Origin of the sequence: Streptomyces sp. NPDC126499, assembly GCF_040302485.1 — a bacterium.
Lineage (GTDB): Bacteria > Actinomycetota > Actinomycetes > Streptomycetales > Streptomycetaceae > Streptomyces.
On sequence record NZ_JBEOUO010000037.1, the window covers coordinates 14,840 to 41,100 of the forward strand.

At 74.7% G+C, this 26,261-nt stretch carries 23 protein-coding genes; 9 read left to right on the forward strand and 14 right to left on the reverse strand.

Going from position 1 to position 26,261, the window contains the following annotated elements; genetic code table 11:
- Positions 1–61: 61 nt before the first annotated feature.
- Positions 62–1,054, reverse strand: a complete 993-nt coding sequence (gene dhaK / locus ABTZ91_RS32965; RefSeq protein ID WP_352080929.1) for a dihydroxyacetone kinase subunit DhaK — start codon at positions 1,052–1,054, stop codon at positions 62–64.
- A gap of 196 nt (positions 1,055–1,250) precedes the next feature.
- Between dhaK and ABTZ91_RS32970 the strand changes: the two genes are divergently transcribed.
- Complete coding sequence (locus tag ABTZ91_RS32970) at positions 1,251–1,550, forward strand: DUF1876 domain-containing protein (RefSeq protein WP_352080909.1); 300 nt, start codon at positions 1,251–1,253, stop codon at positions 1,548–1,550.
- Between the two features lie 299 nt (positions 1,551–1,849).
- Here ABTZ91_RS32970 and ABTZ91_RS32975 read toward each other — a convergent pair whose 3' ends face one another.
- From ABTZ91_RS32975 to ABTZ91_RS32985, 3 genes are all read right to left on the reverse strand, one after another.
- Positions 1,850–2,569 carry a CBS domain-containing protein gene (locus ABTZ91_RS32975; protein WP_352080910.1) on the reverse strand — a complete coding sequence of 240 codons (720 nt, stop codon included), beginning with the start codon at positions 2,567–2,569 and terminating at the stop codon, positions 1,850–1,852.
- Between the two features lie 409 nt (positions 2,570–2,978).
- On the reverse strand, positions 2,979–3,644 hold the full coding sequence (locus ABTZ91_RS32980) for a GntR family transcriptional regulator (RefSeq protein ID WP_352080911.1): 666 nt from the start codon (positions 3,642–3,644) through the stop codon (positions 2,979–2,981).
- A complete protein-coding gene (locus tag ABTZ91_RS32985; RefSeq protein ID WP_352080912.1) occupies positions 3,641–4,876 on the reverse strand; it encodes a CoA transferase in 1,236 nt (411 codons plus the stop codon). Before ABTZ91_RS32985 ends, ABTZ91_RS32980 begins: the two co-directional genes overlap by 4 nt.
- A gap of 201 nt (positions 4,877–5,077) precedes the next feature.
- Between ABTZ91_RS32985 and ABTZ91_RS32990 the strand changes: the two genes are divergently transcribed.
- On the forward strand, positions 5,078–6,283 hold the full coding sequence (locus ABTZ91_RS32990) for an acyl-CoA dehydrogenase family protein (protein WP_352080913.1): 1,206 nt from the start codon (positions 5,078–5,080) through the stop codon (positions 6,281–6,283).
- Between the two features lie 61 nt (positions 6,284–6,344).
- Here the strand turns inward: ABTZ91_RS32990 and ABTZ91_RS32995 are convergent, their stop codons facing one another.
- Positions 6,345–6,848, reverse strand: coding sequence for an FBP domain-containing protein (locus ABTZ91_RS32995; RefSeq protein WP_352080914.1), 504 nt, complete (start codon positions 6,846–6,848; stop codon positions 6,345–6,347).
- Positions 6,849–6,972: 124 nt separating this feature from the next.
- Entirely contained in the window at positions 6,973–8,454 is a 1,482-nt protein-coding gene (locus tag ABTZ91_RS33000) for a PLP-dependent aminotransferase family protein (protein WP_352080915.1), read from the reverse strand.
- Positions 8,455–8,544: 90 nt separating this feature from the next.
- Between ABTZ91_RS33000 and ABTZ91_RS33005 the strand changes: the two genes are divergently transcribed.
- Both ABTZ91_RS33005 and ABTZ91_RS33010 read left to right on the forward strand, forming a co-directional pair.
- The gene (locus ABTZ91_RS33005) at positions 8,545–8,763 is read left to right on the forward strand and encodes a hypothetical protein (RefSeq protein WP_352080916.1); all 219 of its coding nucleotides are present in this window, start codon (positions 8,545–8,547) and stop codon (positions 8,761–8,763) included.
- Entirely contained in the window at positions 8,760–9,308 is a 549-nt protein-coding gene (locus ABTZ91_RS33010; protein WP_352080917.1) for a universal stress protein, read from the forward strand. Before ABTZ91_RS33005 ends, ABTZ91_RS33010 begins: the two co-directional genes overlap by 4 nt.
- On the opposite strand, the gene ABTZ91_RS33015 is transcribed toward ABTZ91_RS33010, so the two are convergent.
- A complete protein-coding gene (locus ABTZ91_RS33015; RefSeq protein ID WP_407078082.1) occupies positions 9,293–10,666 on the reverse strand; it encodes a DUF6777 domain-containing protein in 1,374 nt (457 codons plus the stop codon). The two genes, ABTZ91_RS33010 and ABTZ91_RS33015, sit on opposite strands and share 16 nt — an antisense overlap.
- An 84-nt stretch (positions 10,667–10,750) precedes the next feature.
- Between ABTZ91_RS33015 and ABTZ91_RS33020 the strand changes: the two genes are divergently transcribed.
- Positions 10,751–12,112 (forward strand): streptophobe family protein, encoded by a 1,362-nt coding sequence (locus ABTZ91_RS33020; RefSeq protein ID WP_407078083.1) that lies wholly within the window; start codon positions 10,751–10,753, stop codon positions 12,110–12,112.
- A 146-nt stretch (positions 12,113–12,258) separates the two neighbouring features.
- Here ABTZ91_RS33020 and ABTZ91_RS33025 read toward each other — a convergent pair whose 3' ends face one another.
- From ABTZ91_RS33025 to ABTZ91_RS33035, 3 genes are read right to left on the reverse strand one after another with little or no spacing between them, the layout of a single operon-like run.
- A complete protein-coding gene (locus ABTZ91_RS33025) occupies positions 12,259–13,296 on the reverse strand; it encodes a serine/threonine-protein kinase (protein WP_352080919.1) in 1,038 nt (345 codons plus the stop codon).
- On the reverse strand, positions 13,293–13,937 hold the full coding sequence (locus tag ABTZ91_RS33030) for a hypothetical protein (RefSeq protein ID WP_352080931.1): 645 nt from the start codon (positions 13,935–13,937) through the stop codon (positions 13,293–13,295). The genes ABTZ91_RS33025 and ABTZ91_RS33030 overlap by 4 nt, the downstream gene beginning before the upstream one ends.
- Before the next feature lie 36 nt (positions 13,938–13,973).
- A complete protein-coding gene (locus ABTZ91_RS33035; RefSeq protein ID WP_352080920.1) occupies positions 13,974–16,523 on the reverse strand; it encodes an FHA domain-containing protein in 2,550 nt (849 codons plus the stop codon).
- A gap of 114 nt (positions 16,524–16,637) precedes the next feature.
- Here ABTZ91_RS33035 and ABTZ91_RS33040 point away from each other — a divergent pair, with 114 nt between their 5' ends.
- On the forward strand, positions 16,638–17,249 hold the full coding sequence (locus ABTZ91_RS33040; protein WP_352080921.1) for a helix-turn-helix domain-containing protein: 612 nt from the start codon (positions 16,638–16,640) through the stop codon (positions 17,247–17,249).
- 129 nt (positions 17,250–17,378) lie between these two features.
- On the opposite strand, the gene ABTZ91_RS33045 is transcribed toward ABTZ91_RS33040, so the two are convergent.
- Positions 17,379–18,185 carry a class II aldolase/adducin family protein gene (locus ABTZ91_RS33045; RefSeq protein WP_352080922.1) on the reverse strand — a complete coding sequence of 269 codons (807 nt, stop codon included), beginning with the start codon at positions 18,183–18,185 and terminating at the stop codon, positions 17,379–17,381.
- Between the two features lie 271 nt (positions 18,186–18,456).
- The gene (locus ABTZ91_RS33050) at positions 18,457–19,275 is read right to left on the reverse strand and encodes a DUF3626 domain-containing protein (protein WP_352080923.1); all 819 of its coding nucleotides are present in this window, start codon (positions 19,273–19,275) and stop codon (positions 18,457–18,459) included.
- A 148-nt stretch (positions 19,276–19,423) separates the two neighbouring features.
- Here ABTZ91_RS33050 and ABTZ91_RS33055 point away from each other — a divergent pair, with 148 nt between their 5' ends.
- Together ABTZ91_RS33055 and ABTZ91_RS33060 are read left to right on the forward strand one after the other, a co-directional pair.
- On the forward strand, positions 19,424–20,128 hold the full coding sequence (locus ABTZ91_RS33055) for a ThuA domain-containing protein (protein ID WP_352080924.1): 705 nt from the start codon (positions 19,424–19,426) through the stop codon (positions 20,126–20,128).
- Positions 20,125–21,693 carry an NADP-dependent succinic semialdehyde dehydrogenase gene (locus tag ABTZ91_RS33060; protein WP_352080932.1) on the forward strand — a complete coding sequence of 523 codons (1,569 nt, stop codon included), beginning with the start codon at positions 20,125–20,127 and terminating at the stop codon, positions 21,691–21,693. Before ABTZ91_RS33055 ends, ABTZ91_RS33060 begins: the two co-directional genes overlap by 4 nt.
- 54 nt (positions 21,694–21,747) lie before the next feature.
- Here ABTZ91_RS33060 and ABTZ91_RS33065 read toward each other — a convergent pair whose 3' ends face one another.
- Complete coding sequence (locus tag ABTZ91_RS33065) at positions 21,748–22,776, reverse strand: PHP domain-containing protein (protein WP_352080925.1); 1,029 nt, start codon at positions 22,774–22,776, stop codon at positions 21,748–21,750.
- Positions 22,777–22,795: 19 nt separating this feature from the next.
- A complete protein-coding gene (locus tag ABTZ91_RS33070) occupies positions 22,796–24,961 on the reverse strand; it encodes a SpoIIE family protein phosphatase (protein ID WP_352080926.1) in 2,166 nt (721 codons plus the stop codon).
- A gap of 80 nt (positions 24,962–25,041) precedes the next feature.
- Between ABTZ91_RS33070 and ABTZ91_RS33075 the strand changes: the two genes are divergently transcribed.
- Positions 25,042–26,261 (forward strand): BTAD domain-containing putative transcriptional regulator (locus ABTZ91_RS33075; RefSeq protein ID WP_407078084.1); only part of this gene is annotated, 1,220 nt, incomplete at its 3' end.

Sequence of the window (26,261 nt, forward strand, 5' to 3'; positions counted from 1 at the left end):
CACCCGGTCCTCTCTCGTCCCGTCCGTTCCGGCCCGGCCCGGTCCGGTGTCGCCACTCCGGTCACCGGCCCCAGCGCAGGGCGGGCGTCCGCACCGGCGCGTCCCACAGGCGCAGCAGCTCCTCGTCCGCCTCGCACAGCGTCACCGAGCAGCCCGCCATGTCCAGCGAGGTCACGTAGTTGCCGACCAGGGTCCGGGCGACCGGCACCCCGCGCTCGCCGAGGACCCGCTGAACCTCCGCGTTGAACCCGTACAGTTCGAGCAGCGGCGTCGCGCCCATCCCGTTCACCAGGACGAGCACCGGCCCCCTCGGACGCAGATCGTCCAGGACCGCGTCCACGGCGAAGTCGGCGATCTCCCCGGAGGTCATCATGGGGCGCCGCTCCCGTCCCGGCTCGCCGTGGATCCCGATGCCCAACTCCAACTCGCCGTCGGGCAGGTCGAAGGTGGGCGAACCCTTCGCCGGCGTGGTGCAGGCGCTCAGCGCCACCCCGAAGCTCCGGGACCGCTCGTTCACCCGCCGGGCGACCGCCTCGACCCGCTCCAGCGGCGCGCCCTCCTCGGCCGCCGCGCCCGCGATCTTCTCCACGAACAGGGTGGCCCCGGTCCCGCGCCGCCCCGCCGTGTACAGGCTGTCGGTCACGGCCACGTCGTCGTCGACGAGCACCTTCGCGACCTGGATGCCCTCGTCCTCCGCCAGCTCGGCGGCCATCTCGAAGTTGAGGACGTCACCCGTGTAGTTCTTCACCACGAACAGCACACCGGCGCCGCTGTCCACCGCGGCCGCCGCGCGCACCATCTGGTCCGGAACGGGCGACGTGAACACCTCGCCGGGGCAGGCCGCCGCGAGCATCCCCGGACCGACGAAACCGGCGTGCAGCGGCTCGTGGCCCGACCCGCCGCCCGACACCAGGGCCACCTGACCGGCCACCGGCGCGTCCCGCCGCAGCACGACCCGGTTCTCCACGTCCACCGTCAACTCGGGATGCGCGGCGGCCATCCCGCGCAGCGCGTCGGCGACCACGGTCTCCGGAACATTGATCAACATGCGCATGAACACCTCCAGGTGAGGTTGTGCGGCACGGCCGGCCCGACCGGGCCCGGCCGCCCCAGCAGTATCGGTGGCGAACCGGTCGCCCGCCCAGACGGCGGCGATCACCGCGTGGCGCCGCCGCGCCGGCGGCGGGATCCTTGAGGGGAGAAGGGCCGCGCGGCGCTTCCGCGTGGCCGCGGGCACGAGGAGGCGGACCATGACACGACACCTGGAGTGGAAGGTCGGCGTGGACCTGGTCGAAGAGGGCGGCAGGACCAGGGCGGAGGCGCGCCTGGACACCGGTACGTCGACCCTCACCGGTCACGGCACCGCCCGGTGCAACCCGGCGGACGTGGACGTGCCGGTGATCGGTGACGAGCTCGCCGCGGGCAGGGCCATGAAGGATCTGGCCGGACAGCTGATGAGGGAGGCCAACCGGGAGATGGAGGCCGCCGGCGCCGACACCGTGCCGCGGCGCACCGGACCCGGATACGGCTGGCCGGAGGCGGTCGAGTAGCCGACCGCCCGCCGACCCTCCCCGGGACGGGCAGGGGGAGGCCGGCCGCCGAACAACCCAGGACGGGCAGGGGGAGGCCGGCCGCCGACCAACCGCAGGACGGGCAGAGAGAACCCGGCCGCCGAACAACCCAGGACGGGCAGGGGGAGCCCGGCCGCCGTCGGATCGCCCCGGCAGGCGGCCCGGAGGGCGCGACCCGTCCCGCGCGGTCCTCCGGGCCCGCCGGTGCGCCGCACCGGCGGGCCCGGGGGCGTCCGCGGAGCCCGCCCCGGCACGTCCGGACCCGGCCCGGCCCGGGGTCACTCCTCGTCGACGGGCCGCCCGCCGGCCTGGGCCTCGCCCTGGCGCTGAACCTGGTCCTGGCGCTGATCAGGATCCTGATCCTGGCCCTGGTTCGAGTCCTGGCCCCGCGCCTGGTTCTCGCCCTCGCCCTCGTCCTCGTACACCAGCCGGTCGGCGACCTCCACCACGCCGTCCACGTCCTCACAGAGCCGTACGAAGATCGGCGCGAGGCTCCGGCGCGGCAGCGTGCCGCTCAGTGTCACCCGGCCCTCGGCCACGTCGATGTGCAGGGAGGCGGGGGAGAGGCCCAGGATGCGGGTGACGACGTCCTCGAGGATCTCCTCCTGGATGGCCCGGTCACGGCGCAGGAAGAGCTGGATCAGGTCGCTGCGGCTGAGGACGCCGATCAGACGCCCGTCCGCGTCCACCACCGGCAGTCGCTTCACCCGGTGCCGCTCCATGAGCCGCGCCGCCTCCACCGCCGTCCAGGACGGGCGGGCGACGACCACCGGACTCGACATCATGGCCTCCGCGGTGCTGGGACCGTCCTTGTCGGTGTGCCGCCGCAGCAGGTCCGCCTCGGAGACGACGCCCACCGGCCGGTTCTCCTCGTCGACCACGGGCACGGCGGTGATGCCGTACTCGTCGAGCAGCCGGGCGATCTCCTTGAACGGAGTGCCCGGCTGCACCGCGACCGCGGTCGGTGTCATGAGGTCGGCGACACTGCGGTGCCTCATCGTTGGTCCCGTCCCTTCTCGGCTCCTTGGTCCATGATCCCTCACGCGGGAGGGCCGGGGATCCGCGGACCGGCGGCCGGGGGCCGGCGGGGCCTGGTGGGGCGGCGGCGGCTCGGTGCGCCGCGCCGACGACGATCCGCCAGGTCGGACCGGGTCACGCCGCCCCCGCGTCCCCGCACGGCGCGCCGCGCGCCCCGCCGCCCCGGAAGACCCGCACGAGGTACGCGCCGAGCGCCACCGTGCGAGGAGGGGGCGGCCCGGCCGACTCCGGCGTCTCCCGCACACAGCGCGTCCAATCCCCAGCCACCCGCGTGAGCGGATCGATGTCCGGCCCACGGCCTTCGCGTGCGGCGGACGCGCCGGGAGCCGGTCGACGATCCGTACCGTCGTGCCGCGCGCCGAAGCCCGGTCACTCCAGGTCGAGGACCTCGCGCAGCGCGGTCACCGCGTGGTCGCGGTGCTCGTCGAGCCAGCGGATCGCGGCGGCCTCGTCCCCCTCCGTCACGGCCGAGACGACCGCCCGGTGCTCGTGGACGGCCGCCTCCCGGTGGGGGTCCTCGGCGTAGTACAGGGCCCGGTAGGCGTCGGTCGCGTCCCAGAGCGTGGCGATCAGCCGCACCAGGCGCGGCATCCCCGAGGCCTCCACCAGCGCGAAGTGGAAGCGGCGGTTGGCCTCGGCCATGGCCGTCACGTCGCCCGCCGCGGCGGCCCGCTCCACGTCCGCCTGGCTGCGCTCCAGGGCGTCGACCAGGCCGTCCGGCATGCGCCGCAGGGCCGCGCGGACCGCCTCCGTCTCCAGGAGCCGCCGGATGCGGTAGATCTCCTCCAGGTCCGCCAGGGACAACTCGGCGACGAAATAGCCCCGGTGCACGTGGTGCACCACCAGGCCCTCCGCCTCCAGCGCCTTCAGTGCCTCGCGCAGCGGGACCCGGCTGACGTCGAGCCGGGCCGCCAGGGTGTCCTGCCGGATCGGGTCGCCCGGCCGCAACTCCCCGGTGGTGATGGCGCGTCGCAGTTCCTCCAGGACGAACTGCTGGGCCGTCCGTGGTCGCCGACTCTCCACCGTGCCGCTCATGGCTGTGCCCCTTCCCTCGACTGCGTGCCGTTCATCTTCCTCCGTACCGGTGACGGGCGGCCCGGGCCTGTGGACAACCCGAGTTCGGCCAGGACCTCGGCGGTGTGCTCGCCGAGGCGCGGTGGCGCGGAGCGGTAGGCGGCCGGGGTCGCGCCGAAGGCGATCGGGTGGGCGACCTGCCCGGGCCCGGCGTCCTCGGCCGGGACGCGCGGCCGCAGGCCCAGGCGGTCGGCGAGCGCGAAGGCGCCGGCGAGGTCGTTGATGGGGCCGCAGGGCACCCCGGCCGCGGTCAGTTCGTCGAACCAGGCGTCGGCGGTGCGCCGCGCGAGCGGCCCGGACAGGGCCGCGACCAGCTCCTCCCGGTGCGCCACGCGGGCGGTGTTGGTGGCGAACCGCGGGTCGTCGGCGAGCCCGGGGCTGCCGATCCGCGCGCACAGGGCGCGGAACTGCCGGTCGTTGCCGACGGCGAGCACGAGGGGGCGGTCGCTCGCCTCGAACACCTCGTACGGGGTGATGCTGGGGTGCCGGTTGCCGAGGGCGCGCGGGACGACGCCGGCGGCGAGGTGGGCCGCCGCCTGGTTGGTCAGCGCCGACAGCAGGGAGCCGAGGAGGGACACTTCCAGGCGCTGGCCCTCGCCGGTGCGGTCGCGGTGGCGGAGCGCGGCGAGGACGCCCATGCCCGCGTGGAGTCCGGTGATGACGTCCACCAGGGCGACGCCCGCCTTGGTGCCCGGCCCCTCCGGCTCGCCGGTCACGCTCATGAGACCGCCCATGGCCTGCACGAGCAGGTCGTAGCCGGGCAGCGCGGCGCCCTCGGCCGAGCCGAAGCCGGTCACGGAGCAGTAGACGAGGCCCGGGTTGGTGGCCCGGACGTGCTCGTAGCCGAGGCCGAGCCGGTCCATGGTGCCGGGTCGGAAGTTCTCCACGAGCACGTCGGCGCGGTCCACGATCGCCCGCGCCGTCTCCAGGTCGTCCGGGTCGGCCAGATCCAGCGCCACGGAACGCTTGTTGCGGTTCACCCCCAGGAAGTAGGTGGCCTGCCCGTCGGCGAACGGCGGCCCCCACGCGCGGGTGTCGTCGCCCGAGCCGGGGCGCTCGATCTTCACGACCTCGGCGCCGAGGTCCGCGAGGAGCATCGTCATGTACGGACCGGCCAGCACCCGGCCGAAGTCCGCGACGACGATCCCGGACAGGGCGCCGGCCGGGCCCGCCTCCGGCTGCTGCGCGTGCATGCCGCTCTCCTTCGTCGTGAGGTGTCGATCGTGGGATGCCGATCGGGAGGCGTCGATCGTGCGGCGTCGGGGGGACGCGGCGGCGATCGGATCCAAGCGGACCGTACGCACCGGAGATCGGATATTCAATACTGGATCCAATATCCAATCTGGGGCTACGCTTCGGCACGCCGCGTTGCCACAGTCGCCAGGAGGCCGTTCGTGAAGTCGTCGCCGCAGCCGTCGCGTTCGTCGCAGTCCGCGCCCGTCCACCCGCTCGATCTGCTCGCGATCGACGGGCTGCTCACCGACGAGGAGCGGGAGATCCGCCGCACCGTCCGGGCACTCGCCGACCGCGAACTGCGTCCCCATGTCGCCGAGTGGTTCGAGCGGGGCGCCATCCCCGCCCGCGAACTCGCCCGCACCCTCGGCGGCCTCGGCGTCCTCGGCATGCACCTGGAGGGCTACGGCTGCGCGGGCACCGGCTCCGTGGCGTACGGACTGGCCTGCATGGAACTGGAGGCCGTCGACTCCGGCCTGCGCTCCCTCGTCTCCGTACAGGGCTCGCTCGCCATGTACGCGGTCTGGAAGTACGGCTCCGAGGAGCAGAAGCAGCGCTGGCTGCCCGGGATGGCGGCCGGCGAGTACATCGGCTGCTTCGGCCTGACCGAGCCGGACGCCGGATCCGACCCCGGCGCCATGCGCACCAACGCCAAGCGCGACGGCTCCGACTGGGTGCTCAACGGCACCAAGATGTGGATCACCAACGGCTCCGTCGCGGACGTGGCCGTCGTCTGGGCCCGCACCGAGGACGGCATCCGAGGCTTCGTGGTGCCGACCGACACCCCCGGTTTCAGCGCGCCGGAGATCAAGCAGAAGCTCTCCCTGCGCGCGAGCGTCACCAGCGAACTCGTCCTGGAGGACGTACGCCTGCCCGCCGACGCGATGCTCCCGGAGGCCCGCGGCCTGTCCGGCCCGCTCGGCTGCCTCAACGAGGCCCGCTTCGGCATCGTCTTCGGCGCCCTCGGCGCCGCCCGCGACTGCCTGGAGACGGCGATCTCCTACGCCACCGACCGTACGGTCTTCGCCCGCCCGCTCTCCTCCTACCAGCTGACGCAGCAGAAGCTCGCCGACATGGCCCTCGAACTCGGCAAGGGCATGCTGCTCGCGCTTCACCTCGGCCGGCTCAAGGACGCGGGCACGCTGACCCCCGAGCAGATCAGCGTGGGCAAGCTCAACAACGTGCGCGAGGCCATCGCCGTCGCGCGCGAGTGCCGCACGATCCTCGGGGCCAACGGCATCACCCTGGAGTACCCGGTGATGCGCCACGCCAACAACCTGGAGTCGGTCCTCACCTACGAGGGCACCAGCGAGGTGCACTCCCTGGTCGTCGGCAAGGCGCTCACCGGCGAGCAGGCCTTCCGCTGATCCGGCCGGTGCGGGGCCGGGCGGCCACGCGGCGCGGCCCCGTACCGATCGCCAAGTGGTCCTAGCCGGCCGTCACCCGGTCCACGAAGGCGTTGAGGTTGTCCGTCATCCGGGCGATCTGCTCGTCCAGGGTCAGGGACTCCTCGTGCCGGGGGCCGCGCAGCTTGGGCTGGCGCTTGCCGCGGACGTAGAGGGGGCAGGCCAGGTCGGCACAGATGTACGTGCCGACCGTGTTGCCCTCGCGGCCGCGGGCGCCGGCCAGCGGCGCGGCCAGCAGCGCGACGCCCGACGAGGCGTGCCCGGTCAGGCACACCCGGCAGATGCTCGACTTCACGGCGCTGGTACGGCCGACCGCCGGCACCCGCAGGGTGACGCCCACCAGTCCCTCAGGCCGCGGCACGACGAGGTGGGCCCGCAGCGGCGCCCCCGGGTCGACCCAGCCCAGGAAGTCGAGGTCCTCCCAGGGCAGCTCGGCGAAGTCGAGCGGCAGCTTCATACGGGCCGCGTCCCCGCGTGTGCAGTTCACGAAGGACGCGCGGATCTGTTTGTCGGTCAATGGTTCCACTGTTCCGACCGTACACATGACCGTTGCCCGGGGCATCCGATTATCGGTGAGGCGGTTCCGGCGGCTCCGGCGGTTCGGCGAGTCGGGCGGTCCGGCGGGTCCGGTCCGGGCTCCGGGACCGTCCTCAGGCCACCCAGTCCGGCAGACCCGGGTCGGAGATCCGCGCGGGAGCCCCTTCCAGGGCCGCCGCGAGCCGTTCCGCCGCCGTCTCGTACACCTCGGCCGGCAGGGCGTACGGGATGCGCAGCCGATGTTCGTGCGTGCCCGGGTCCACCCCGAAGCGGGCGCCGCCCTCCACGCGCACCCCGTGCCGCAGCGCCCGCGCCGCCAGCTGGGAGGCGATCGGCCGGCCCAGGTCGATCCACAGGCACAGGCCGCCCGGCGGCAGCGCCCAGTGCCACTCCGGCAGGTGCCGGGCGAGCGCCGTGACCAGGGCTTCGCGCCGCCGCCGCAGCTCGGCCGCACGCCCCGGCAGCAGCGGGTCGATCCGGCCCATCAGGGCGACCGCGACCAACTGGTCGAGGACCGATCCGGCGAGGTCGTGCGTGATCCGCACCCGGGCGAGCTCGGTCACCACCCGCGAGGACGCGCGCACCCAGCCGACCCGCAGCCCGCCCCAGCAGCTCTTGCTGAGCGAGCCGACGCTGATGATCTGCTCCCCGGTACCGGGACCGGCCGACGCCGCGAAGGGAGAGGGCGCCGGCACGTCGAGGGCGATGTCGGACAGGGTCTCGTCCACCACGAGCCAGGTCCCGGTTGCCCGCGCCGCCCGCGCCACCTCGCGCCGCTGTTCGTCGGGCATCAGGCGGCCGGTCGGGTTGTGGAAGTCGGGGATGAGGTAGGCGAGGCGCGGCGCGGTCTGCCGCAGCGCCGCGTCGATGAGCCCGCTGTCCCAGCCGTTCTCCGTCACCGGCACGGGCGTGATCCTCAGCCGCTGACCGCGCATGGCGTCCAGGGCGTTGGTGTACGAGGGGCTCTCCGCGAGCACCCGGTCCCCCGGCCCGCCGAGCAGGGCGAGGGCCAGCGCGAGCGCCTGCTGGGCGCCGGTGGTCACGAGGATCTGCTCGGGCCGGGTGGGCAGTCCCCGAGCCGTGTACCGGTCCGCGACGGCGGCGCGCAGCTCCGGGATCCCGTACGGGTGGTAGCCCTGCGCCGCCGCGTAGCGGGGCAGCTCGGCGGCGGCCTCGCTCAGCGCCAGGGCCATGACGTCGGCCGGGGCCTCGGGCGCGGCGAGCGCGAGGTCGACGACCGAGCCCGAGTCGCCCTGGAACGCGGCGGGTCCGATCGGCGTCTGCCCCTCGGGCAGCGACGTCCAGGTGCCGGCGCCCTGCCGGCTGTGGGCGTAGCCGCTCTCCCGCAGCAGGTCGTAGGCGGAGGTGACGGTCGTCCGGCTGACGCCGAGTGCCATGGCCAGTTCGCGTTCGGCGGGCAACCGCATCCGCAGCGCGACCCGGCCGTCGAGCAGCGTCTCCCGCACCGCCCGGGCCAGTTCGCGGTAGCCGAAGCGGCCTTCGGCCGGCGGCGTCAGCAGCGCCGCCAACTGCCGGCCGCTCAGCATGCGGTCCGATACGGAGACCACGGTACGGACCACTCGACCCTCTGCCATGCCAATCGCCCTCCATTGGCTGTGCTGTCCAGGCCAATAAGGCTACAGACTGCGGTCAGTGGCCTGGTGGCCAGGGAGAGGAGCAGAGAAATGTCCGGATACTTCACCGACCGTGACGAGAGGATGTGGCAGCGGCGTGCCGAGGAGAGGATCGCCGCGCCGTTGGATATCGGATATTGGATCCAGGCGCTGCGATCGCCGCGACGGGCCCCGCAGACCCGGCGGACCATGGAGACCCCGCGGACCCCGGAGATCCGGCAGGCCCGGGAGACCCGGCAGGCCCAGCGGCGGCGAGGAGCGCCCGCGTGAGCAGGATCGTCGTCGGCGTCAGCGGCTCGCTCGCCTCACTCGCCGCACTGCGCCACGCCACCGCCCTCGCCCGCCGCGACCACGCCGAGCTGATCGCCGTACTGGCCTGGGAGCCACCCGAGGGGGAGACGCTCTCCACCCGAGCGCCCGACCGCGCCTGGGCCCGCCTGTGGGCGGACGACGCGCGCAACCGGCTCGCCCGTGCCTTCGAGGACGGCCTCGGCGCGGTGCCCGACGGGCTCGCCGTCGAGCGCCGCGCCGTCCGCGCGGCCCCGGCGCGCGCCCTCGTCGACGCGGCGGACCGCCCCGGGGACCTGCTGGTGCTGGGCACCGCCGCCGGTCGCGGCCCGCTCGGCCGGCTGCGGCGCCGGCCCGTGCTGCGGGCCGTCATGCGGCGGGCCCTCATGGAGCGGGCCGGGGTCCCCGTCCTGGTGGTGCCCGGCCCGGTGCTGCGCCCCGGCGAGGCCCGGGCCCTGCGGCGGCACGCCCGTACCGCCGCACCCGGGGCGCGGGTCTGCGCCCCGCCTTCTCAGATCAGCGGCTGACCGTCGGGCGCGCCGGGCGCGGACAGCGACCACGGGGGCGTTCCCGTGGCGGTGTTCGCCGACGCGTCCGTGGACCCGCCGGGCGCCGAGGACCCGCTCGTCGTCAGGTCCGTGGCCGGCTGCGACTCCGGTCCCGAGGTCGTCGTCTCCGGTGCCGGCGGTGACTCCGGCTCCGGCTGCGTGGGCGGGGAGGGCGACTCGGACGGCGTCGTCGGGGTCTTGGGCACCAGGGGCGAAGGGCACGTCGGGGGAGTCACGCCGTCGACGGGCGCCGGCGGCTCCGGACCGGTGACCGACACGCACGGCATCGGAGACGACGGCGAGGTGGGCGGGGAGGTCGGCGGGGACGTCGTCGGCCGGGGCGGGGGAGTGGTGTGCTTGTCCCGGTGGCCCGTGTCGCCCGACTCGCGCGCGATCCAGCGGTCCGTGCGCGGGTCGTGGATCACGAAGACCTTGATCACCGTCACGGACGGCTGGACGACCACCACGTTGGTGGTCCGGTAGCCGGGCCAGGCCGGGCCGACCTGCTTCGGCTCCTTCTGGGCGATCGGCGGCGTCAGCGGGTTGCCGCACGCGCAGCGCACCCGGGGCACGCCGTGGTCGTCCACCATGACCGCCGTACCGGCCTGGAGCACGGCCTGGTACGGGACCGGGGAGCCGCCGCGGAAGCCGTGGTTGGTCACCCGGGTGTCCACCCGCAGTTGAAGCGGGGTCAGCGACCGCAGATAGCCCGGGACTTCGGTCGCCTTGATGCCGAGCGCCGACGCGAAGGCGGCGTTCTTGGCGGGCTCGTCGGACAGGAAGCGGATCTGCTGCTCGACGTCACAGCTCGCGATCCGGTGAGTTCCTCCGTACAGGCCGGGCGTGGCACCCGACACGCCGCGCGTGGCGTTGGCGTCCGCGCCCGACCGGCTGGGCAGCGGCGGAGGCGAGGCGGACGCGCCCTCGGCGCGGGCCGTGGAGCGGGTGAAGGGATCGGGGCCGGTCGCCGAGGCGTTCTGGAGGAAGACCTCGCCGCCGCCGGTGCCCGCCTGGTTCCCGCCCCCGTCGCCGCCCCGCTGGGTGAGGACCACGACGAGCGCGACGGCCGCCACGATGATCGCGGTCAGCGAGGCCACCTTGGGGACGGAACGCCACCAGGGGCCCCCGCCGCCCGCCGGGCCGTCGCTCCGGGTGGAACCACCACCCCCGCCTCCACCGGCACCTCCGCCCCCGCCGCCGCCCGAACCGCCGCGCGGGGGGCCGGGAGGGGGTGGAGGACCGGACTGGCCGGGGCGCGTGGAAGGGCCCGAGAGGGGGCCCGAGGGAGGGCCGGTGGGAGGAACCGAGGGCTGGCCGGACGGCGGGTGGGAAGTCACGTTTTTCCCTTTCTTCCGTTCCGCGCCCATTGTGTGCCCCGACCGGGTGCGGCCCGCAAGCGGACCGCACCCGCCGGTACTAGCGTGGGCAGGGTGAGCAAGCGGCTCCCCACCCAGCCCGGCCGGACCGCCCCCGGCGAGGACACCGGCCGGCTCGCCCGCCATCTGGCGGCGGCCCTCGCCGCCGTCGTCGCCGGATTCCTCGCGATGGGCGCCACCGCCGCCCTCGGCCTGTGGGCCGCGGGCGCGACCGACCTGCCGGGCGGTGCCGGGGCCTTCGTCGCCGTCCTCGCCGCCGTCGTCGTCATGGCCACGGGCGGCCGGATCGGGCTCTCCGGCGACGCCGGAGCCCTCGCCGGCACCCAGGCGGAACTGACCGCCATGCCGCTCACCGTCACCCTGGTGGGCGCACTCGTCACCGGCAGCGTGTTCCTGCGCCCCCTGCGCCACCACGCCGTCGCCCGCGCCGGAGACCTGCTCACCCTGGCCGTGCCCACCGTCGTGCTCTGGCTGGCCGCGCTCGGCGGCGTCTGCGCCCTCGCCCGCCGCGACTTCCCCCTCACCCTCGGCGGCGGCACCACCGAGGAGACCGGCGATCTCGGCGACCTGTTCAGAGACCTCCTCGACGCCGCGAACCCCAGCGTCGGCTTCAGCACCGACGTCGGCCCCACGCTCTTCTACGGCCTGCTGTGGATCCTGGGCGTCCTCGTCGTCGCCCTGCTCGTCTCCCGGCGCACCCCGCTGCCGCCCCGCCTCGTCCGCCACCACCAGGCCGTCCGGCCCGCCGCCTCCGCGATGCTGCTCCTGCTCCTCGCGTACGTGGCCGTCGGCCTCGTGATCGGCCTGGTCGTCGCCGCCACCAAGGGGCACGCCGCGGAAACCCTCGCCGTGCTGCTGCTCGGCCTGCCCAACGTCAGCTGGCTCGCCCTCGGCGTCGGCATCGGCGGCTCCTGGGAGGGCAGGGCCGAAGGCCCCTTCGGCCTCCCCATGCCCCAGATCCTCGACGCCGTGCTGCGCGGCGGTGACGGCGGCAGGGAGCTGTCCACGGTCGACCTCTCCTCCCTCGCCGCCCAGGACGGCCGCGCCTGGTGGCTGCTCCCGATCGCCGCCGTGCTCGTCCTCGCCGCCGCCTTCGTCATGGCCGCCCGCTCACCCGCCCGCGTCCCGCCCTGGCGGCACGCCCTCCACCTCGGCATCGCCCTCGCCGTCACCCTGCTCGTCGTCACCCCCCTCACCCTCGTCGAGGCCCGCTTCGGCCTGTCGATCCTCGGCATCGGCGACCTGGAGGCGCTCGGCGCCGAGGTGCTCCTGCGCCCCCACATCTGGAAGACCGTCGGCCTCGGACTCCTCTGGGGCCTGGTGGCCGGCTTCCTCGGCGCCCTCCTCGCCACTCGCGTGCACCGCCGCGGCGAGGTGACGGCGACGGACGCACCCCGAGACCAGTAGGCCACCGACACCGTCCCGGCCCACGCCGTCCCCGCCCACGCCGTCCCCGCCCACGCCGTCCCCGCCCACGCCGTCCCCGCCCACGTCTCCGCCATGCCGTTCCGCCTACGCCATCGGCTTCGCCTACGCCATCCCGCTTCCCTCGGCTACGCCATCCCGCGGAAGACCGGCCGCGCCCACGACGGCGGTTCCGGCGGCGGGCCCTCGGGCCACCGCCCGCTGACGCCACCCGGGGCCTCGGCCGCCCGCGCACCCCGCACGCCCCGCTCCAGGGCCGCCCGCAGCTCCGCGACGAACTCCAGGCACGTCCCGTAGCGCTCCTCCGGCACCTTCGCCAGCGCCTTGGCCAGCACCGCGTCCGCCGCCTCCGGCAGTCCGGCGCGCTCCTTCGACAGCGGGGGCGGCGGATCGTACTGATGCGCCCACAGCAGCGCCATGTCGTCGTCCCTGCGGAACGGCGGCACGCCGGTCAGCGTCTCGAAGACCACGCACCCCAGGCTGTAGACGTCGCACCGGCCGTCCACCGGCTTGCCCGAGATCTGCTCCGGCGCCACGTAGTCGAGGGTCCCGACGAACTGCCCCACCGTCGTGAACCCGGTCAGCGACAGCGACTTCTTCGTCAGGCCGAAATCCGTGAGGTACACGTGCTCCGGATGGTCCCGGTCGGTGCCCTCCGCGACCAGGATGTTGCCGGGCTTCACGTCCCGGTGCACCAGGTCGTGCGCGTGCGCCGCGTCCAGCGCGGACGCCACCTGCACCGCGATCCGACCCGCCGCCACCGGTTCCAGGGCGCCCTCCCGGTCCAGCAGCGCCCTTAGGTCCTGCCCCGGCACGTACCGCATCGCGATGTAGAGCACGCCCTCGGTCTCGCCCGCCTCGAAGACCGGCACGATGTGCGGGTGGTCGATGGCCGCCGCCACCCGCGACTCGTGCGCGAAACGCCGGCGGAAGGTGTCGTTGCGGGCCAGCTCGGGGGCGAGCAGCTTCAGCGCCACGACCCGGTCGAGCCGCAGGTCACGCGCCCGGTAGACGACCGCCATGCCACCCCGCCCGACCTCGTCCTCCACCAGGTACCCGGCGATCCGCTTGCCGATCAGCCCCGAGTCCCGCCCGGCCGGAAGACCGGCGTCCGGGCCCGGGACGGGACCCCGGCCCGCCTCCGCGGGCCCACCCGACCCGCTCATCGCCCCTCACCCGGCGGACCGCCCGAACCCCACTCCACCACCCGCGTCTCCCCGGCGCCGGCGCCGTCCTCCTCCTGTGGCAGCCGGGACACCACCTGCGTGGGCTCGTGCGGCACCTCGCCCGAAGGCGCCGCCACCGCGGAGGGGCGCAGGGAGGCCGCGTACGTGCTCAGGCCCGTGCCGTCGCAGTACACCCACCGCTCGTGCTCGGCGTCGTACAGCCACAGCGACTCGCCGTCGACGACCATCCCCACCCGCAGGCCCCGGGTGCGCCGCCGGAACGTCTCGCCGTCGGTCCGCCCCGCCGCCAGCTCCTCCGCGGCCCGCCGGTAGCGGCCGAGGGCGTCCTCCACGCGGGCGAGCAGGGGACGCGGGTCGGCGGTGCGGGCGGACGGCCGGCCCGCGGCGGGCGGATCGGTCGGTACGGAGACGAGCAGCCGGGCGTCGACCCAGGCGGACCAGCCGTTGGAGCACAGCACCTGGCCCCAGTCCCCGACCCGCTCCACCAGCTGCACCGGAAGGAAGGGGTCCAGCGGCTCCGTCGGCAGCGCCGGATCCGGCGCCTCCCACGCGGGCAGGCCCTCGCGCGGCACGACGTGCGTGGGCCGGAAGTCCGGCAGGTACGCCGACACGTCATCCATGGCCACGGGTTCCTCCCTCCGCTCGGCCCCGCCTTCCTACTTGCGCATCACGACCGGCTCGTGCCGCCGCAGCAGCCTGGCCACGACGAGCCCGAGCACGACCGACAGCGCGAGCAGCATCCCCATGTCGAAGAGCCAGGCGCCGAGCGTGTGGTCCATCAGCGGATCGGCGGTCTTCTCGCCCGGAACGGTCGCGCCGATGTCGACGGTGGCGCCCATCGCCGCGAACGCCCACCGCGACGGCACCAGCCAGGCCAGCTGTTCCAGGACGGGCGTACCGCTCACGTTGAGCAGCGCGCCGCAGAACACGACCTGGACGATCGCGAGGAGGACGAGCAGCGGCATCGTCACCTCCTCCTTGCGCACCAGGGCGGAGACGAACAGGCCCAGCATCATGGCCGTGAAGGCCAGCAGGGCGACGGCGAGCGTCAGCTCCACCAGCGGCGGCATCAGCACGCCCTTGCCGCCGGGCGCGCCCAGCGGTACGCCGATGAGCGCGACCAGGGTCAGCACGACCGACTGCACGACCGTGATCAGGCCGAGGACCACCACCTTGGACATCAGATACGCCGAACGCGACAGGCCGACGGCTCTCTCCCGGCGGTAGATGGTGCGCTCCTTGACCAGCTCGCGCACCGCGTTCGCCGCCCCGGTGAGCACCCCGCCGACGCACAGGATCAGCAGCACGTTCAGCGTCGACTCGGGACCCAGCCGGCCCTCGGACAGGGCGCGGGCCATCGCGCCCATGACGAACGGCAACGCGATCATGATGGCCAGGAACGTCCGGTCGGCGGAGAGGGCCGCCGCGTACCGCCGTACGAGGGTACGGAGCTGGGACCCCCAGCTCTGCGCCTTCGGCGGCGGCGGTGGGGCCGCCTCCTGCGGCGCCCCCAGGTGGGCGGCGGGGCTCGGCCGGACGGTCGCCTCCTCGATGTAGCGGCGGTGGAAGGGAGAGTTCCGATAGCCGCCCGCCCAGTCGCGGTCGCGGTCGTTCTCGAAGGCCTCGAAGGCCTCCGGCCACTGTGCGAAGCCGAAGAAGCCCAGCGCGTCGGCGGGCGGCCCGTAGTACGCCACCCGGCCGCCCGGCGCGAGGACGAGAAGCCGGTCGCACACGTCGAGACTGAGCACGCTGTGGGTGACGACGATGACCGTGCGCCCGTCGTCGGCCAGCCCGCGCAGCATGTGCATCACCGAGCGGTCCATGCCCGGGTCGAGACCGGACGTCGGCTCGTCGAGGAAGAGCAGCGACGGCTTGGTGAGCAGTTCGAGCGCCACGCTGACCCGCTTGCGCTGTCCTCCCGAGAGGCTGTGGATCGGCTGACCGGCCCGTTCCTCCAGGCCGAGTTCCGCGATCACCTCGTCCACGCGCGCGTGCCGCTCGGCGACCGCGGTGTCCTCGGGGAAGCGCAGTTCGGCGGCGTAGCCGAGGGCCCGGCGCACGGTGAGCTGGAGGTGCAGGATGTCGTCCTGCGGGACGAGCCCGATGCGCTGGCGCAGCTCCGCGTAGTCCCGGTAGAGGTCCCGGCCGTCGTACAGGACCGTGCCCTTGTCCGCGGGCCGCTGGCCGGTGAGGGCACCGAGCAGGGTGGACTTGCCGGCGCCGGACGGACCGACGACCGCGAGCAGGCACTTCTGCCCCACGGGGAAGGACACGCCGTCGAGGAGGGTCTTGCGCCCGTGGTCGACGGTGACGGCCAGTTCCTGCACGTCGAGGGAGACCTCGCCGGTGTCGGTGAACTCGACCAGGTTCCCGCCGATCAGGCAGAACGCGCAGTGGCCGATGCCGACGATGTCCTCGCCGGTCACCCGCGCCTCGGTGACGGGGCGGCCGTTGAGGAAGGTGCCGTTGTGGCTGCCGAGGTCGTGGATCCAGTACGTGCCGTCGGGGTGGGCCCGCAGCTCGGCGTGGCGGCGCGAGACGGTGAGATCGTCGACGACGAGGTCGTTGTCGGGCGCGCGGCCGATCCGCACGGCATGCACGGGCAGCGGCCGCACGGACGTCGGCTGCCGGAAGGTCCCGGTGCGGGCGGGGTGCGCGACGGACGACGGGCGCGGGGGCGGTGCCGCCGCCGCCGACGACGGCGTCACGGGCGGCTCGGCCCGCGAGGGCGAGGGCTCGGGTCGTACGGACGCGGGGGGCGCCTCATCCGGTCGTACGGGGGCGGGGGGCGCGGGCTCGGGTCGTACGGGCGCGGGGGGCGCGGACTCCGGTCGTACGGGCTCCTGGGGCGCGGGACGGCCGGGTGGGGCGGACGGGGTCGGAGGGCGGGCCGGAAGCAGCACCGCCATCGGCCCCTCCGAGGGGTGGCCGAAACGCAGCACGGTGCCGGGGCCGACCGGGCCGAGGGCCACCCGGCGGTCGTCGGCGAAGGTCCCGTTCGTGCTGCCCTCGTCCTCAAGGGTCCAGTGGTCGCCCACCGCCCGCAGCACCGCGTGGTGCCAGGACGCCCGGGGATCGGACAGGACGAAATCACTGGTGGGGTCGCGTCCGATGCGATAGACGCGGCTCGGGTTCATCACGGTCGCGTCCCCGTCGATCTCGAGCACCAGCTCGGGCGCGGCGGGCGCGAGGGGCCGCTCTCCCATGCGTGAATCCTAACGTCGATGGCCCGACCGCGCCCGGGATGGCCGCCGGTATCGTGGGCCGCCGACCCACCCGGGAACGCGCCGCGAGCGGCGGACGCGAAGGAGGAACCACCCGTGCCGAAAGGTGTCACCAAGCGTCGGCCCCGTACCCGCGCGGCCCTCCTGAAGGCGGCCCTGGAGGTCTTCGCCGAGCACGGGTTCCACGCCGCGTCGATCGAGCAGATCTGCGAGCGCGCCGGATTCACGCGCGGCGCGTACTACTCGAACTTCGCCAGCAAGGAGGAGCTCTTCCTCGCCCTCTTCGACGAGCACGGCGAGCGGATCGTGCACCGCCTCGCCGAGGCGATCGACGCGCTCGCGCCCGAGGACTACACCCTGGAGCGGCTCGCCGAGCTGGCCTCGCGCGTCGAGCCGGAGGAGCGGGACTGGTACCTGGTGAGCACCGAGTTCACCCTGCACGCGATTCGCGACCGGCAGGCCGCCTGGGTGCTCGCCCGGCACGACGCCCGGCTGCGCGCCGAGATAGCCCGCGGCCTGGAGCTCGTCCTGCGCCGCGCCGGCCGCGAACTGACCGTCGACGCGGACCGGTTCGCCCGTCTGATCGTCGCCCTGCGCGAGGGCGGCCTGGCGCAGAGCTACGTAGAACCGGACGCCCTGCCCCCGGGCAGTCTCGAACGAGACTTTCTGGCGCCGCTCTTGGAGGCGGCCACCCGTCCGGCCGACTGAGCGGGGCCGACCGAGCAGGGCCGACCGAGCCGGGCCGACTGAGCGGGGCCGAGGGAGCCGGGGCGACCGAGGGCCCGGCAGACTGGGCCCGTGACGCCTGCGCCTGGGGGCGGAGGGCGGGGCGGCCGGTCACTCGAAGAGGTCCGGGTCCGAGGCCGTGATCTGGTCCCACAGCGGCCGGGCCTGGAACCAGCCCGCCAGCGGTGTGCCGACCTGACCGCGCGTGAGCAGCGCCGTGTCCCGGTCGATCAGCTGCGGCGTCCCCGCCGCCATGGCCAGCAGCTGGGCCTGGCAGGAGCGTTCCATCGTCACGAACCACCAGACGGCCTCGGCGACCGACCGGCCGACGGTGAGCAGCCCGTGGTTCTTGAGGATCACCGCCTTGTACGCGCCGAGCGCCTTCGCCACCCGCGCGCCCTCCTCCAGCTCGTTGACGACGCCCCGGTAGTCGTCGTAGATGCCGTGGTCCTCGAAGAACGCGCAGGCGTCCTGCGTGATCGGATCGAGCGGGACGCCGAGGCTGGAGAAGGCCTTGCCGTGCAGCGAGTGCGCGTGTGCGGCGGCGATCGCGTCGGGCCGGGCGGCGTGCACCTGCGCGTGGATGACGAACGCGGCCCGGTTGACCGGCCTCCGCCCGTCCAGGACCCGGCCCTCGTGATCGACCCGTATCAGGTCCGATGCCTTGATCTGGGTGAAGGCCGTCCCGAACGGGTTGACCCAGAAGGTGTCCGGGTCCTCCGGGTCGCGCACGGTGATGTGCCCGGCGACGCCCTCGGAGAAGCCGAACCGCCCGAAGATCCGGAAGCCCGCGGCCAGCTGCTCTTTGCGGTATCGCCGCTCTTCCGCGACGGAGTCGAAACGGGGCGGCAGGGGCAGGGTGACCCCCTCGGGGAGGGGACCCACGGCGGCGGCGAGTGCGGGCGGCAGGGTGCTCATGGCGGCTCCTGAGGCGGCCGCGCGGGGGCGGGGCGGCGCGGCGGACCCGGCGGCGGAGGCGCCGCCGGGTGCGCGAAAAGATACGGCGGTGTATCCGATACGGCAATGACCCCGGCGCTTGCCCAGGTGGCTGGGGGTCTCCCGCGCCCGGACCGCAGGCGGCTCAGGAGCCTCGGGCGGCTCGGGTGGCTCGTGCGGCTCGGGCGACTCGTGCGGCTCGGCTGGCTCGGGCGCCGCAGGCGGCCCAGGCGGCCCAGGCGGCCCAGGCCACTCAGGCCGTGGCCGGCGCGCCGAAGCGGGCCAGCAGGTGCCACACCCGCTTGACGTGCTGTCGGTCGTAGCGCCCGGACTCGGCCGCCTCCTGCACGATCCGGGGGTCCAGCCGGCCGTCCACGGCTATCTCGGCGCCCAGCTCCACGAACTCCGGCCCCCGGTACTCCGGATGCCGCCGCAGCTCGGCGACCGAGAGCCGGAAGCCCTCGTGCCACTCCACCGGGCAGGGCAGCGCGCGGGCGGCGGCCTCCACCTCCGTACCGCGGAAGGAGGGGTCGAGGACCAGTGCCTCCACGTCCCGGGCGATCTCCACCGGCCCGTGCACCTGCGCCTCGACGTAGTCGTCGAGCGCGTCCGCCTCGGTGTCGGCGAGCGCGAGCGCCACCAGGCCCGCCCGCTCCGCCACGCCGAAGTCCTCCGGCTCCAGGACGCTGTCCGGATAGCAGAAGGTGGTGCGGGCGAGCGTGGCACCGGTCAGCCGCAGATGCGCGGACCCGAAGCGCGGCGCGGCCCCGTATGGACGGCGGCGGTGGTCGAGCGCGCCGTACACGGGCCGTTCGTCCGCCGGGGCGTCGTCGTACGCGCCCCCGAAGATCCGGCTCTCCCAACGCCACCGGTCGCCGCCGGGACGCGCGGTGAGCCCGCCGTTACCCGTGCCCGTGACGAACTGCGAGCGGTAGACCCCGTCTTCGGCGAGGCGGCCGAGAAAGGTGGGATGGAAGTTGAGCGTCACCCTCAGCGTGGGGTCCAGGGGCTCGCCCGTGGCGAGGGCGGCGACGTGGGCGAGGGCGCGACGCGGTCGTGGCAGAAGATCCATCGGCGCAGTCTGCCCGAAGGCGGGGCCTTGCGGCCTGGGGTTTTCGCTGGCTACGGTCAGCCCGAAGGCGCCAGGAAAGCGCTTGCTCGACGCCCGGGGAACGCCCGGCGCCGGGGCCGGACGGATCGGTGAACAGGGAGCGCACCACGTGTCCACGAGCAGGACGGGCAGGCCGGGCAGGCCGGGCGGGCCGCAGGACGTCCTCGTCTACACCCGCACCGCCGGCTACCGCCACGACTCGATCCCCGCCGCGGCCGCCGCCCTCACCGAACTCGCCGCCGACGCCGGGCTGTCCGCCGAGACCACCGAGGATCCCGGAGCCTTCACCGCGGACCGCCTCGCCCGCTGCGCCGCCGTCGTCCTCGTCTCGACCACCGGGACCGTGCTCACGGATGCCGGCCGCGCCGCCTTCGAGGCGTACGTACGGGGCGGCGGCGGCCTCCTCGCCGTGCACGCGGCGGCCAACGCCGAGCCCGACTGGGCCTTCTACGGCGAACTCCTCGGCACCCGCTTCGACGGCCACCCCGAGATCCAGCCGGGCACGGTCCACGTCGACGCCCACGACCACCCGGCGACGGCCGGGCTGCCGGGCCGCTGGGACTGGACGGACGAGTGGTACAACTTCACGTCCGACCCCCGGGCCACCGGCGTTCGCGTCCTCGCCCGTGCCGACGAGACCCGCTACCGAGGCGGCACCATGGGAGCCGACCACCCCCTGGTCTGGTGCCGCGACGCCACCCCCGACCGGGGCCGCGTCCTCTTCACCGCCCTCGGACACGCGACGGAGTCCTACGCCGACCCCGCCTTCCGCTCCCACCTGGCGGGCGCCCTGCGCTGGGTGACGGGCGGCTGACCAGGGACCGGGTCGAGCTCCCGCGTCCCCCCCCGCCTCCGCCCCTCCCCCCGCCGCCACCTCCCCCCGTCCCCCTCACCCCGCCCCCGTCACCCCACCGCACCCCTCCCGATTGCGCCCGTGGCCCCGTCGGGAAAGGTTGCCCGTGGGGGTGGAGGCCAGGAGGAGACGACATGGGCATCGCCACCGTGAACCCGGCGACCGGTGAGACACTGCGTACCTACGAGGCTCACGGCCCCGCCGAGGTCGAGCGGCGGATCGAGGCCGCCCACGAGGCGTACCGTCACCACCGCACCACCCCCTTCGCCGAGCGCGCCCGGCTCATGCGGGCCGCCGCGTCGCTGCTCGACGAGGACGCCGAGGACATCGCGCGGACCGTGACGACCGAGATGGGCAAGCCGATCGTCGCCGCCCGCGCCGAGGCCGCCAAGTGCGCCAAGGCGATGCGCTGGTACGCCGACCACGCCGAGGCGCTGCTCGCCGACGAGCACCCCTCCGAGCACGACGTCCTGGACTCCGGCGCCGACCTCGCCCGCGTCCACTACCGTCCGCTCGGCCCGATCCTCGCCGTCATGCCCTGGAACTTCCCGCTCTGGCAGGTGATCCGCTTCGCCGCGCCCGCGCTCATGGCCGGCAACACCGGGCTCCTCAAGCACGCCTCCAACGTGCCCCAGACCGCCCTCTACCTCGGCGACCTGTTCCGCCGCGCCGGCTTCCCCGAGGGCTGCTTCCAGACCCTGCTGATCGGCTCCGGCGCCGTCGAGGGCATCCTGCGAGACCCCCGCGTCGCCGCCGCGACCCTCACCGGCAGCGAACCGGCCGGGCGTTCCGTCGCCGCGATCGCCGGCGACGAGGTCAAGAAGACCGTCCTGGAGCTCGGCGGCAGCGACCCGTACATCGTCATGCCCTCCGCCGACCTGCCCCGCGCGGTGAAGACCGCCGTCACCGCGCGCGTGCAGAACAACGGGCAGTCCTGCATCGCCGCCAAGCGGTTCATCGTCCACCGGGACGTCTACGACGACTTCGCCGAGCGCTTCACCGCCGCCATGAACTCCCTCACCGTCGGCGACCCCCTCGACGACGACACCGACGTCGGCCCGCTCGCCACCGAACAGGGCCGCGCCGACCTGGAGGCCCTCGTCGACGACGCCGTGGCCGCCGGGGCCACGGTCCTGTGCGGCGGGAGCCGCCCCGACGGGCTGCCACGCGGCTGGTTCTACCGGCCCACCGTCCTGACCGGCATCACGCCCGACATGCGCGTCCACCGCGAGGAGACCTTCGGCCCCGTCGCCACCCTCTACCCGGTCGCCGACATCGAGGAGGCCGTCGCCGTCGCCAACGACTCGCCGTTCGGCCTCAGTTCGAACGTGTGGACCCGCAAGGAGGAGGACATCGCCCTCTTCGTACGGGACCTGGAGGCGGGCGGCGTCTTCGTCAACGGCATGACCGCCTCCCACCCCGCCCTGCCCTTCGGCGGAGTGAAGCGTTCGGGGTACGGGCGCGAGCTCTCGGGCCACGGCATCCGGGAGTTCTGCAACGCCACCACGGTCTGGCAGCGCGCCTGACCCGCTCCTGCGAGGGGGCGGCGCCGGGAGCGCCCACGGGGCCCCGGGCGGCCCTCAGCGGCTCTCGCTCCGCTCGCCCCGCGTCCATCGGGTCAGTTCGTCCGCCGACCAGGTGTTGACGACCCGCTCCGCGGGCACCCCGCACTCCTCGGCCCGCGCACAGCCGTGGATCTGCCACTCCAGCTGACCCGGGGCGTGCGCGTCCGTGTCCACCGCGAAGTACACGCCCGCCTCCACGGCGAGCCGCAGCAGCCGGAGCGGCGGGTCCAGCCGCTCCGGGCGGCTGTTGATCTCCACCGCCGTGCCCGCCTCGGCACAGGCCGCGAACACCCGCTCGGCGTCGAACTCGGACTCCGGCCGCAGCCGCCCGCCGCTCACCAGCCGCCCGGTGCAGTGACCGAGGACGTCCATCAGCGGATTGCGCACCGCCCGCTCCATGCGACGGGTCATCGCCCCCGCGTCCATCCGCAGCTTCGAGTGCACCGAACCGACCACCACGTCCAGCCGGTCGAGGAGTTCGGGCTCCTGGTCCAGCGAACCGTCCGGCAGGATGTCGCACTCGATCCCCGTGAGCATCCGGAACGGCGCCCACTCCTCGTTGAGCCGCGCCACCACGTCCAGCTGCTCCCGCAGCCGGTCGGGGGACAGGCCGCGCGCCACCTTCAGGGTCGGCGAATGGTCCGTCAGGACCACCCACTCGTGGCCGAGCCGGGCCGCCGCACGCCCCATGTCCTCGATGGTGCTGCCGCCGTCCGACCAGTCCGAGTGGACATGGCAGTCGCCGCGCAGCGCCGCCCGCAGCGTCTCGCCGCCGCGCGCCTCGGGCACCGGGATCTCCTTCTCCAGGCGTTCCAGGTACTCCGGCACCCGCCCGGCCAGCGCCTCCCGCACCACCGCGGCCGTCTTCGGGCCGATGCCCTTCACCGACTCCAGCGTGCCCGCCGTCGCCCTCCGCGCCACCTCCTCCGCGCCCAGCGCCGTCACCGCCGCCGAGGCGGTACGGAACGCGCGGGCCCGGTACGCGGGCGCCTGCGAGCGTTCCAGCAGGAAGGCGATCCGCTCCAGCGCCGCCACCGGGTCCATCGGCCGTACCGCCCTTCGCTCACTCCTCCGGGCCCGTGCGCCCGGAGCCCGTACCGTCGCGCCCGTTCAGCCCGCCCCGTGTCGTCGGCGAACCGTCCGCCGCCGTGGACGTCCCCACGGGTGAGGTCTGCGCCGCCGGCGGTCCGATCTCGCACCACACCGCCTTGCCCTCGCCGCGCGGCTCCACGCCCCACCGCGAGGCGATCGCGTCCATCAGCAGCAGCCCCCGCCCCGAGGTCGCCGCCTCGCCCGGGGTGCGCCGCCGTGGCCACGCGCTCGAACGGTCCTGCACCGAGAGGCGCACCCGCCGCACCGGCTCCGGCAGCACCTCCAGGGTCAGCACCGCACCGCCCTCGGTGTGCAGCAGGACGTTGACCAGCAGCTCGCCCGTCAACAGCTCGGCGTCGTCGGCGAGTTCGGGCATGCCCCAGTCCACCAGCGCCTGCCCCACCGCCGCCCGCGCGTCCGACAGGCCCTGCGGATCGGCCTGGTGGATGTACTGGTGGATGCGCGGCGCCCGTGGGGTGCCGGGGTCGGGGCTGCGCCGCAGCACGAGGAGCGCCACGTCGTCGCCCGAACCCCACCGTTCCCACAGCCGCTCCGACAGGTGGTCCGCGAGCGCCTCCGCCTGCGGCGGGCCGCTGCTCACCGCCTCGGTGAGCGCGTCGAGCCCCGACTCGATGTCCGTGCCCGGCTGCTCGACCAGCCCGTCCGTGAACAGCACCAGCGTCTCGCCCGGGACCAGGTCGAGCCGCGTCTCCGGGAACTCCTCGTCCCCGAAGACCGTCGCCAGGCCCAGCGGAAGACCACCCCGCAGCTTCGGCCGGCCCACCCGCCCGTCCGTGTGCCGGATCAGCGGCCCCAGATGCCCCGCCCGCACCACACGCACCGTGCCGCCGGTCAGGTCGACCTGGGCGTAGGTGCAGGTCGCGAAGCGGTTGGTGTCGAGCTCCGCGAGAAAGCGGGAGGCCCGCGCGAGCACCGTCGACGGGGCGTGGCCCTCACCCGCGTACGCCCGGAGCGCGATCCGCAGCTGGCCCATGATCGCCGCCGCGTGCGTGTCGTGGCCCTGCACGTCCCCCACGACCACCCCGACCCGCCCGCGCGGCAGCGGGATCACGTCGTACCAGTCCCCGCCGACCTGCCGCCCGCTCCACGCCGCGTGATAGCGCACCGCGATCTCGCCACCGGTGATCTCCGGGATCCGCCGCGGCAGCATCGTGGCCTGCAGCCCGGTCGCCAGCTCCCGCTCCTCGTCGAAGAGGATCGCCCGCTGCAACGACTGCGCCACGATCGCCGCCAGGCCGAGCAGCAGATTGCGCTCGTCGGCGTTGAAGGAGCTGCGCCGCCGGTAGAAGAGCGCCATCCCGCCCAGCGAGCGGGCCTGCGCCACCAGCGGCAGATAACAGGCGGACCGGAACGGCATCCGGCCCACGTACGGGGCGAGCTCGGGGAAGTCCTGGCCCAGCGTCGGAAACGAGGACACGAAACGCGGCCGCCCGCTCAGCACCGTCTCGGCCAGCGGCAGCCCCCGGTCCAGACGGCGGCTGCGGAAGTCGTCGAAGACCTCCAGGGACTCGCCGCTCAGCGCGATGATGTTGAGCGAACCGTTCTCCACCAGACCGAGCGCCAGGCCCTCGGCACCGAGCCGCGCCAGACCCCCGGGGCCGGTCAGCGCCGCCGTCACGTCGTCCACGGTCACCGCCCGCGACAGCGCGTGCGTCGTCCGCTCCACGATCGTGGTCTGCACCTCACGGCGCTTCTCCAGGTCGAGCACGAACTCCGAGTGCGTCACCTCGGTCGTCGCGTCCCGCACGATCCCCACGATCCGGTGCGCCATGCCGCCGCCCCGGCGCAGGATCCGGGCCTGCACATGCGTCCATTGGGGGGAACCGTCGGCCCGTTCGAGCCGGACGTGCGCCGTGTAGGAGGAGCTGCCACCGGTGATCGCCTCCCGGATCACCTCTTCGAGCCGGGTCCGCTCCTCGGGGTCCAGATCGCGTACGAGCGTCGCCGGCCGTCCGTCGAACTCGGCCGGGGCGAGCCCGAAGACCAGCAGGCCCGCGTCGTCGACGTCGATGGTGCCGGTGTCGAGATCCCAGTCGAAGCTGCCGGTGCGGTTCATGGCGAGGCGCTCGGTCGGCCCGATCTCGCCGCCGCGCGTGTTCCGCTCGTCATCGGTCATCTTCCTTATTGTCGAACCCGCACACCCCGCACGCCATGGCGGCGACACGGCCACCTGGGCGGATTCGGCAGAATGGGCCGGTGCATCCGCCCTACCGCATCCTCGGACCCGCCCAGGCCCGCCGCGCCGACGGCACGGAAGCCGTACTGACCGGCGCCCGGCTGAGGGCCCTGTTCACGGCGCTCGCCGCGGCGGGCGGCCGCGCGGCCGGTACGGACGCCCTGATCGCCCAGGTGTGGGCCGAGGACACCGCCGCGGCCCGGGACCCGTACGGGGACGGGGATGGGGATCGCGGCCGGGACCGGGACCGGGTGGCCGCACTTCAGGCGCTGGTGGGCCGGCTGCGCCGGGCCCTCGGGCGCGAGGCCGTCGCGTCCGTGCCCGGTGGGTACCGGCTGGCCGCCGCGCCCACCGAGATCGACCTCTTCCGCTTCGAGGAGCTCGCCGACGACGGGCGACGCGAGCTGGACGCCGGCCGGCCCGAGCGAGCCGCGTCGCTGCTCGACGAGGCCCTGGGCCTGTGGCGCGGCGCCGCCCTCGCGGACCTGCCCGGGCACCACGACGACCCGCTCGCCGTACGGGCCGGACAACGCCGCACCCGCGCCCGCCGCGACCGGCTCGCCGCCGACCTCGCCCTCGGCCGCGCCGAGGACACCCTCGGTCCACTCGCCGCCCTCACCGCCGAGCACCCCCTCGACGAACCCCTCCGCGCCCTCCACCTCCGCGCCCTGCGCGCCGCCGGCCGCCCGGCCGAGGCCCTCGCCGCCTACGAGACCACCCGCCGCGCCCTCGCCGACCGCCTCGGCACCGACCCCGGGCCCGAACTCAGGCAGCTGTACGACGAGTTGCTGGCCGGCGAGGAGCCGTCCGCGCCCCTGCGGCGGACGCTGCCCGCACCGCTGACCTCGTTCCTCGGCCGGACCGCCGAACTGCGGGAACTCGAAGGCGCCTTGGAAACGGGCCGGCTCGTCACGCTGACCGGCCCCGGCGGCGTGGGCAAGACCCGCCTCGCCCTGGCGGCCGCCGCCACCCGCCCCGAGACCTGGCTCGCCGAACTCGCCGCCGTACGCGACCCGTCCGACGTCCCCGCCGCCGTCCTCACCGCCCTCGGCGCCCGCGAGACCCACCTCTGGCGTGGCGGCCCCGCCCGCGACCCCCTCACCACCCTCGTCGACCACTGCGCTCGCCGCACGATCCTGCTCGTCCTCGACAACTGTGAGCATGTGGTGGGGGCGGCGGCGGAGCTGGTGGAGGTGTTGCTGGCGCGGTGTCCGGGGGTGACGGTGCTGGCGACGAGCCG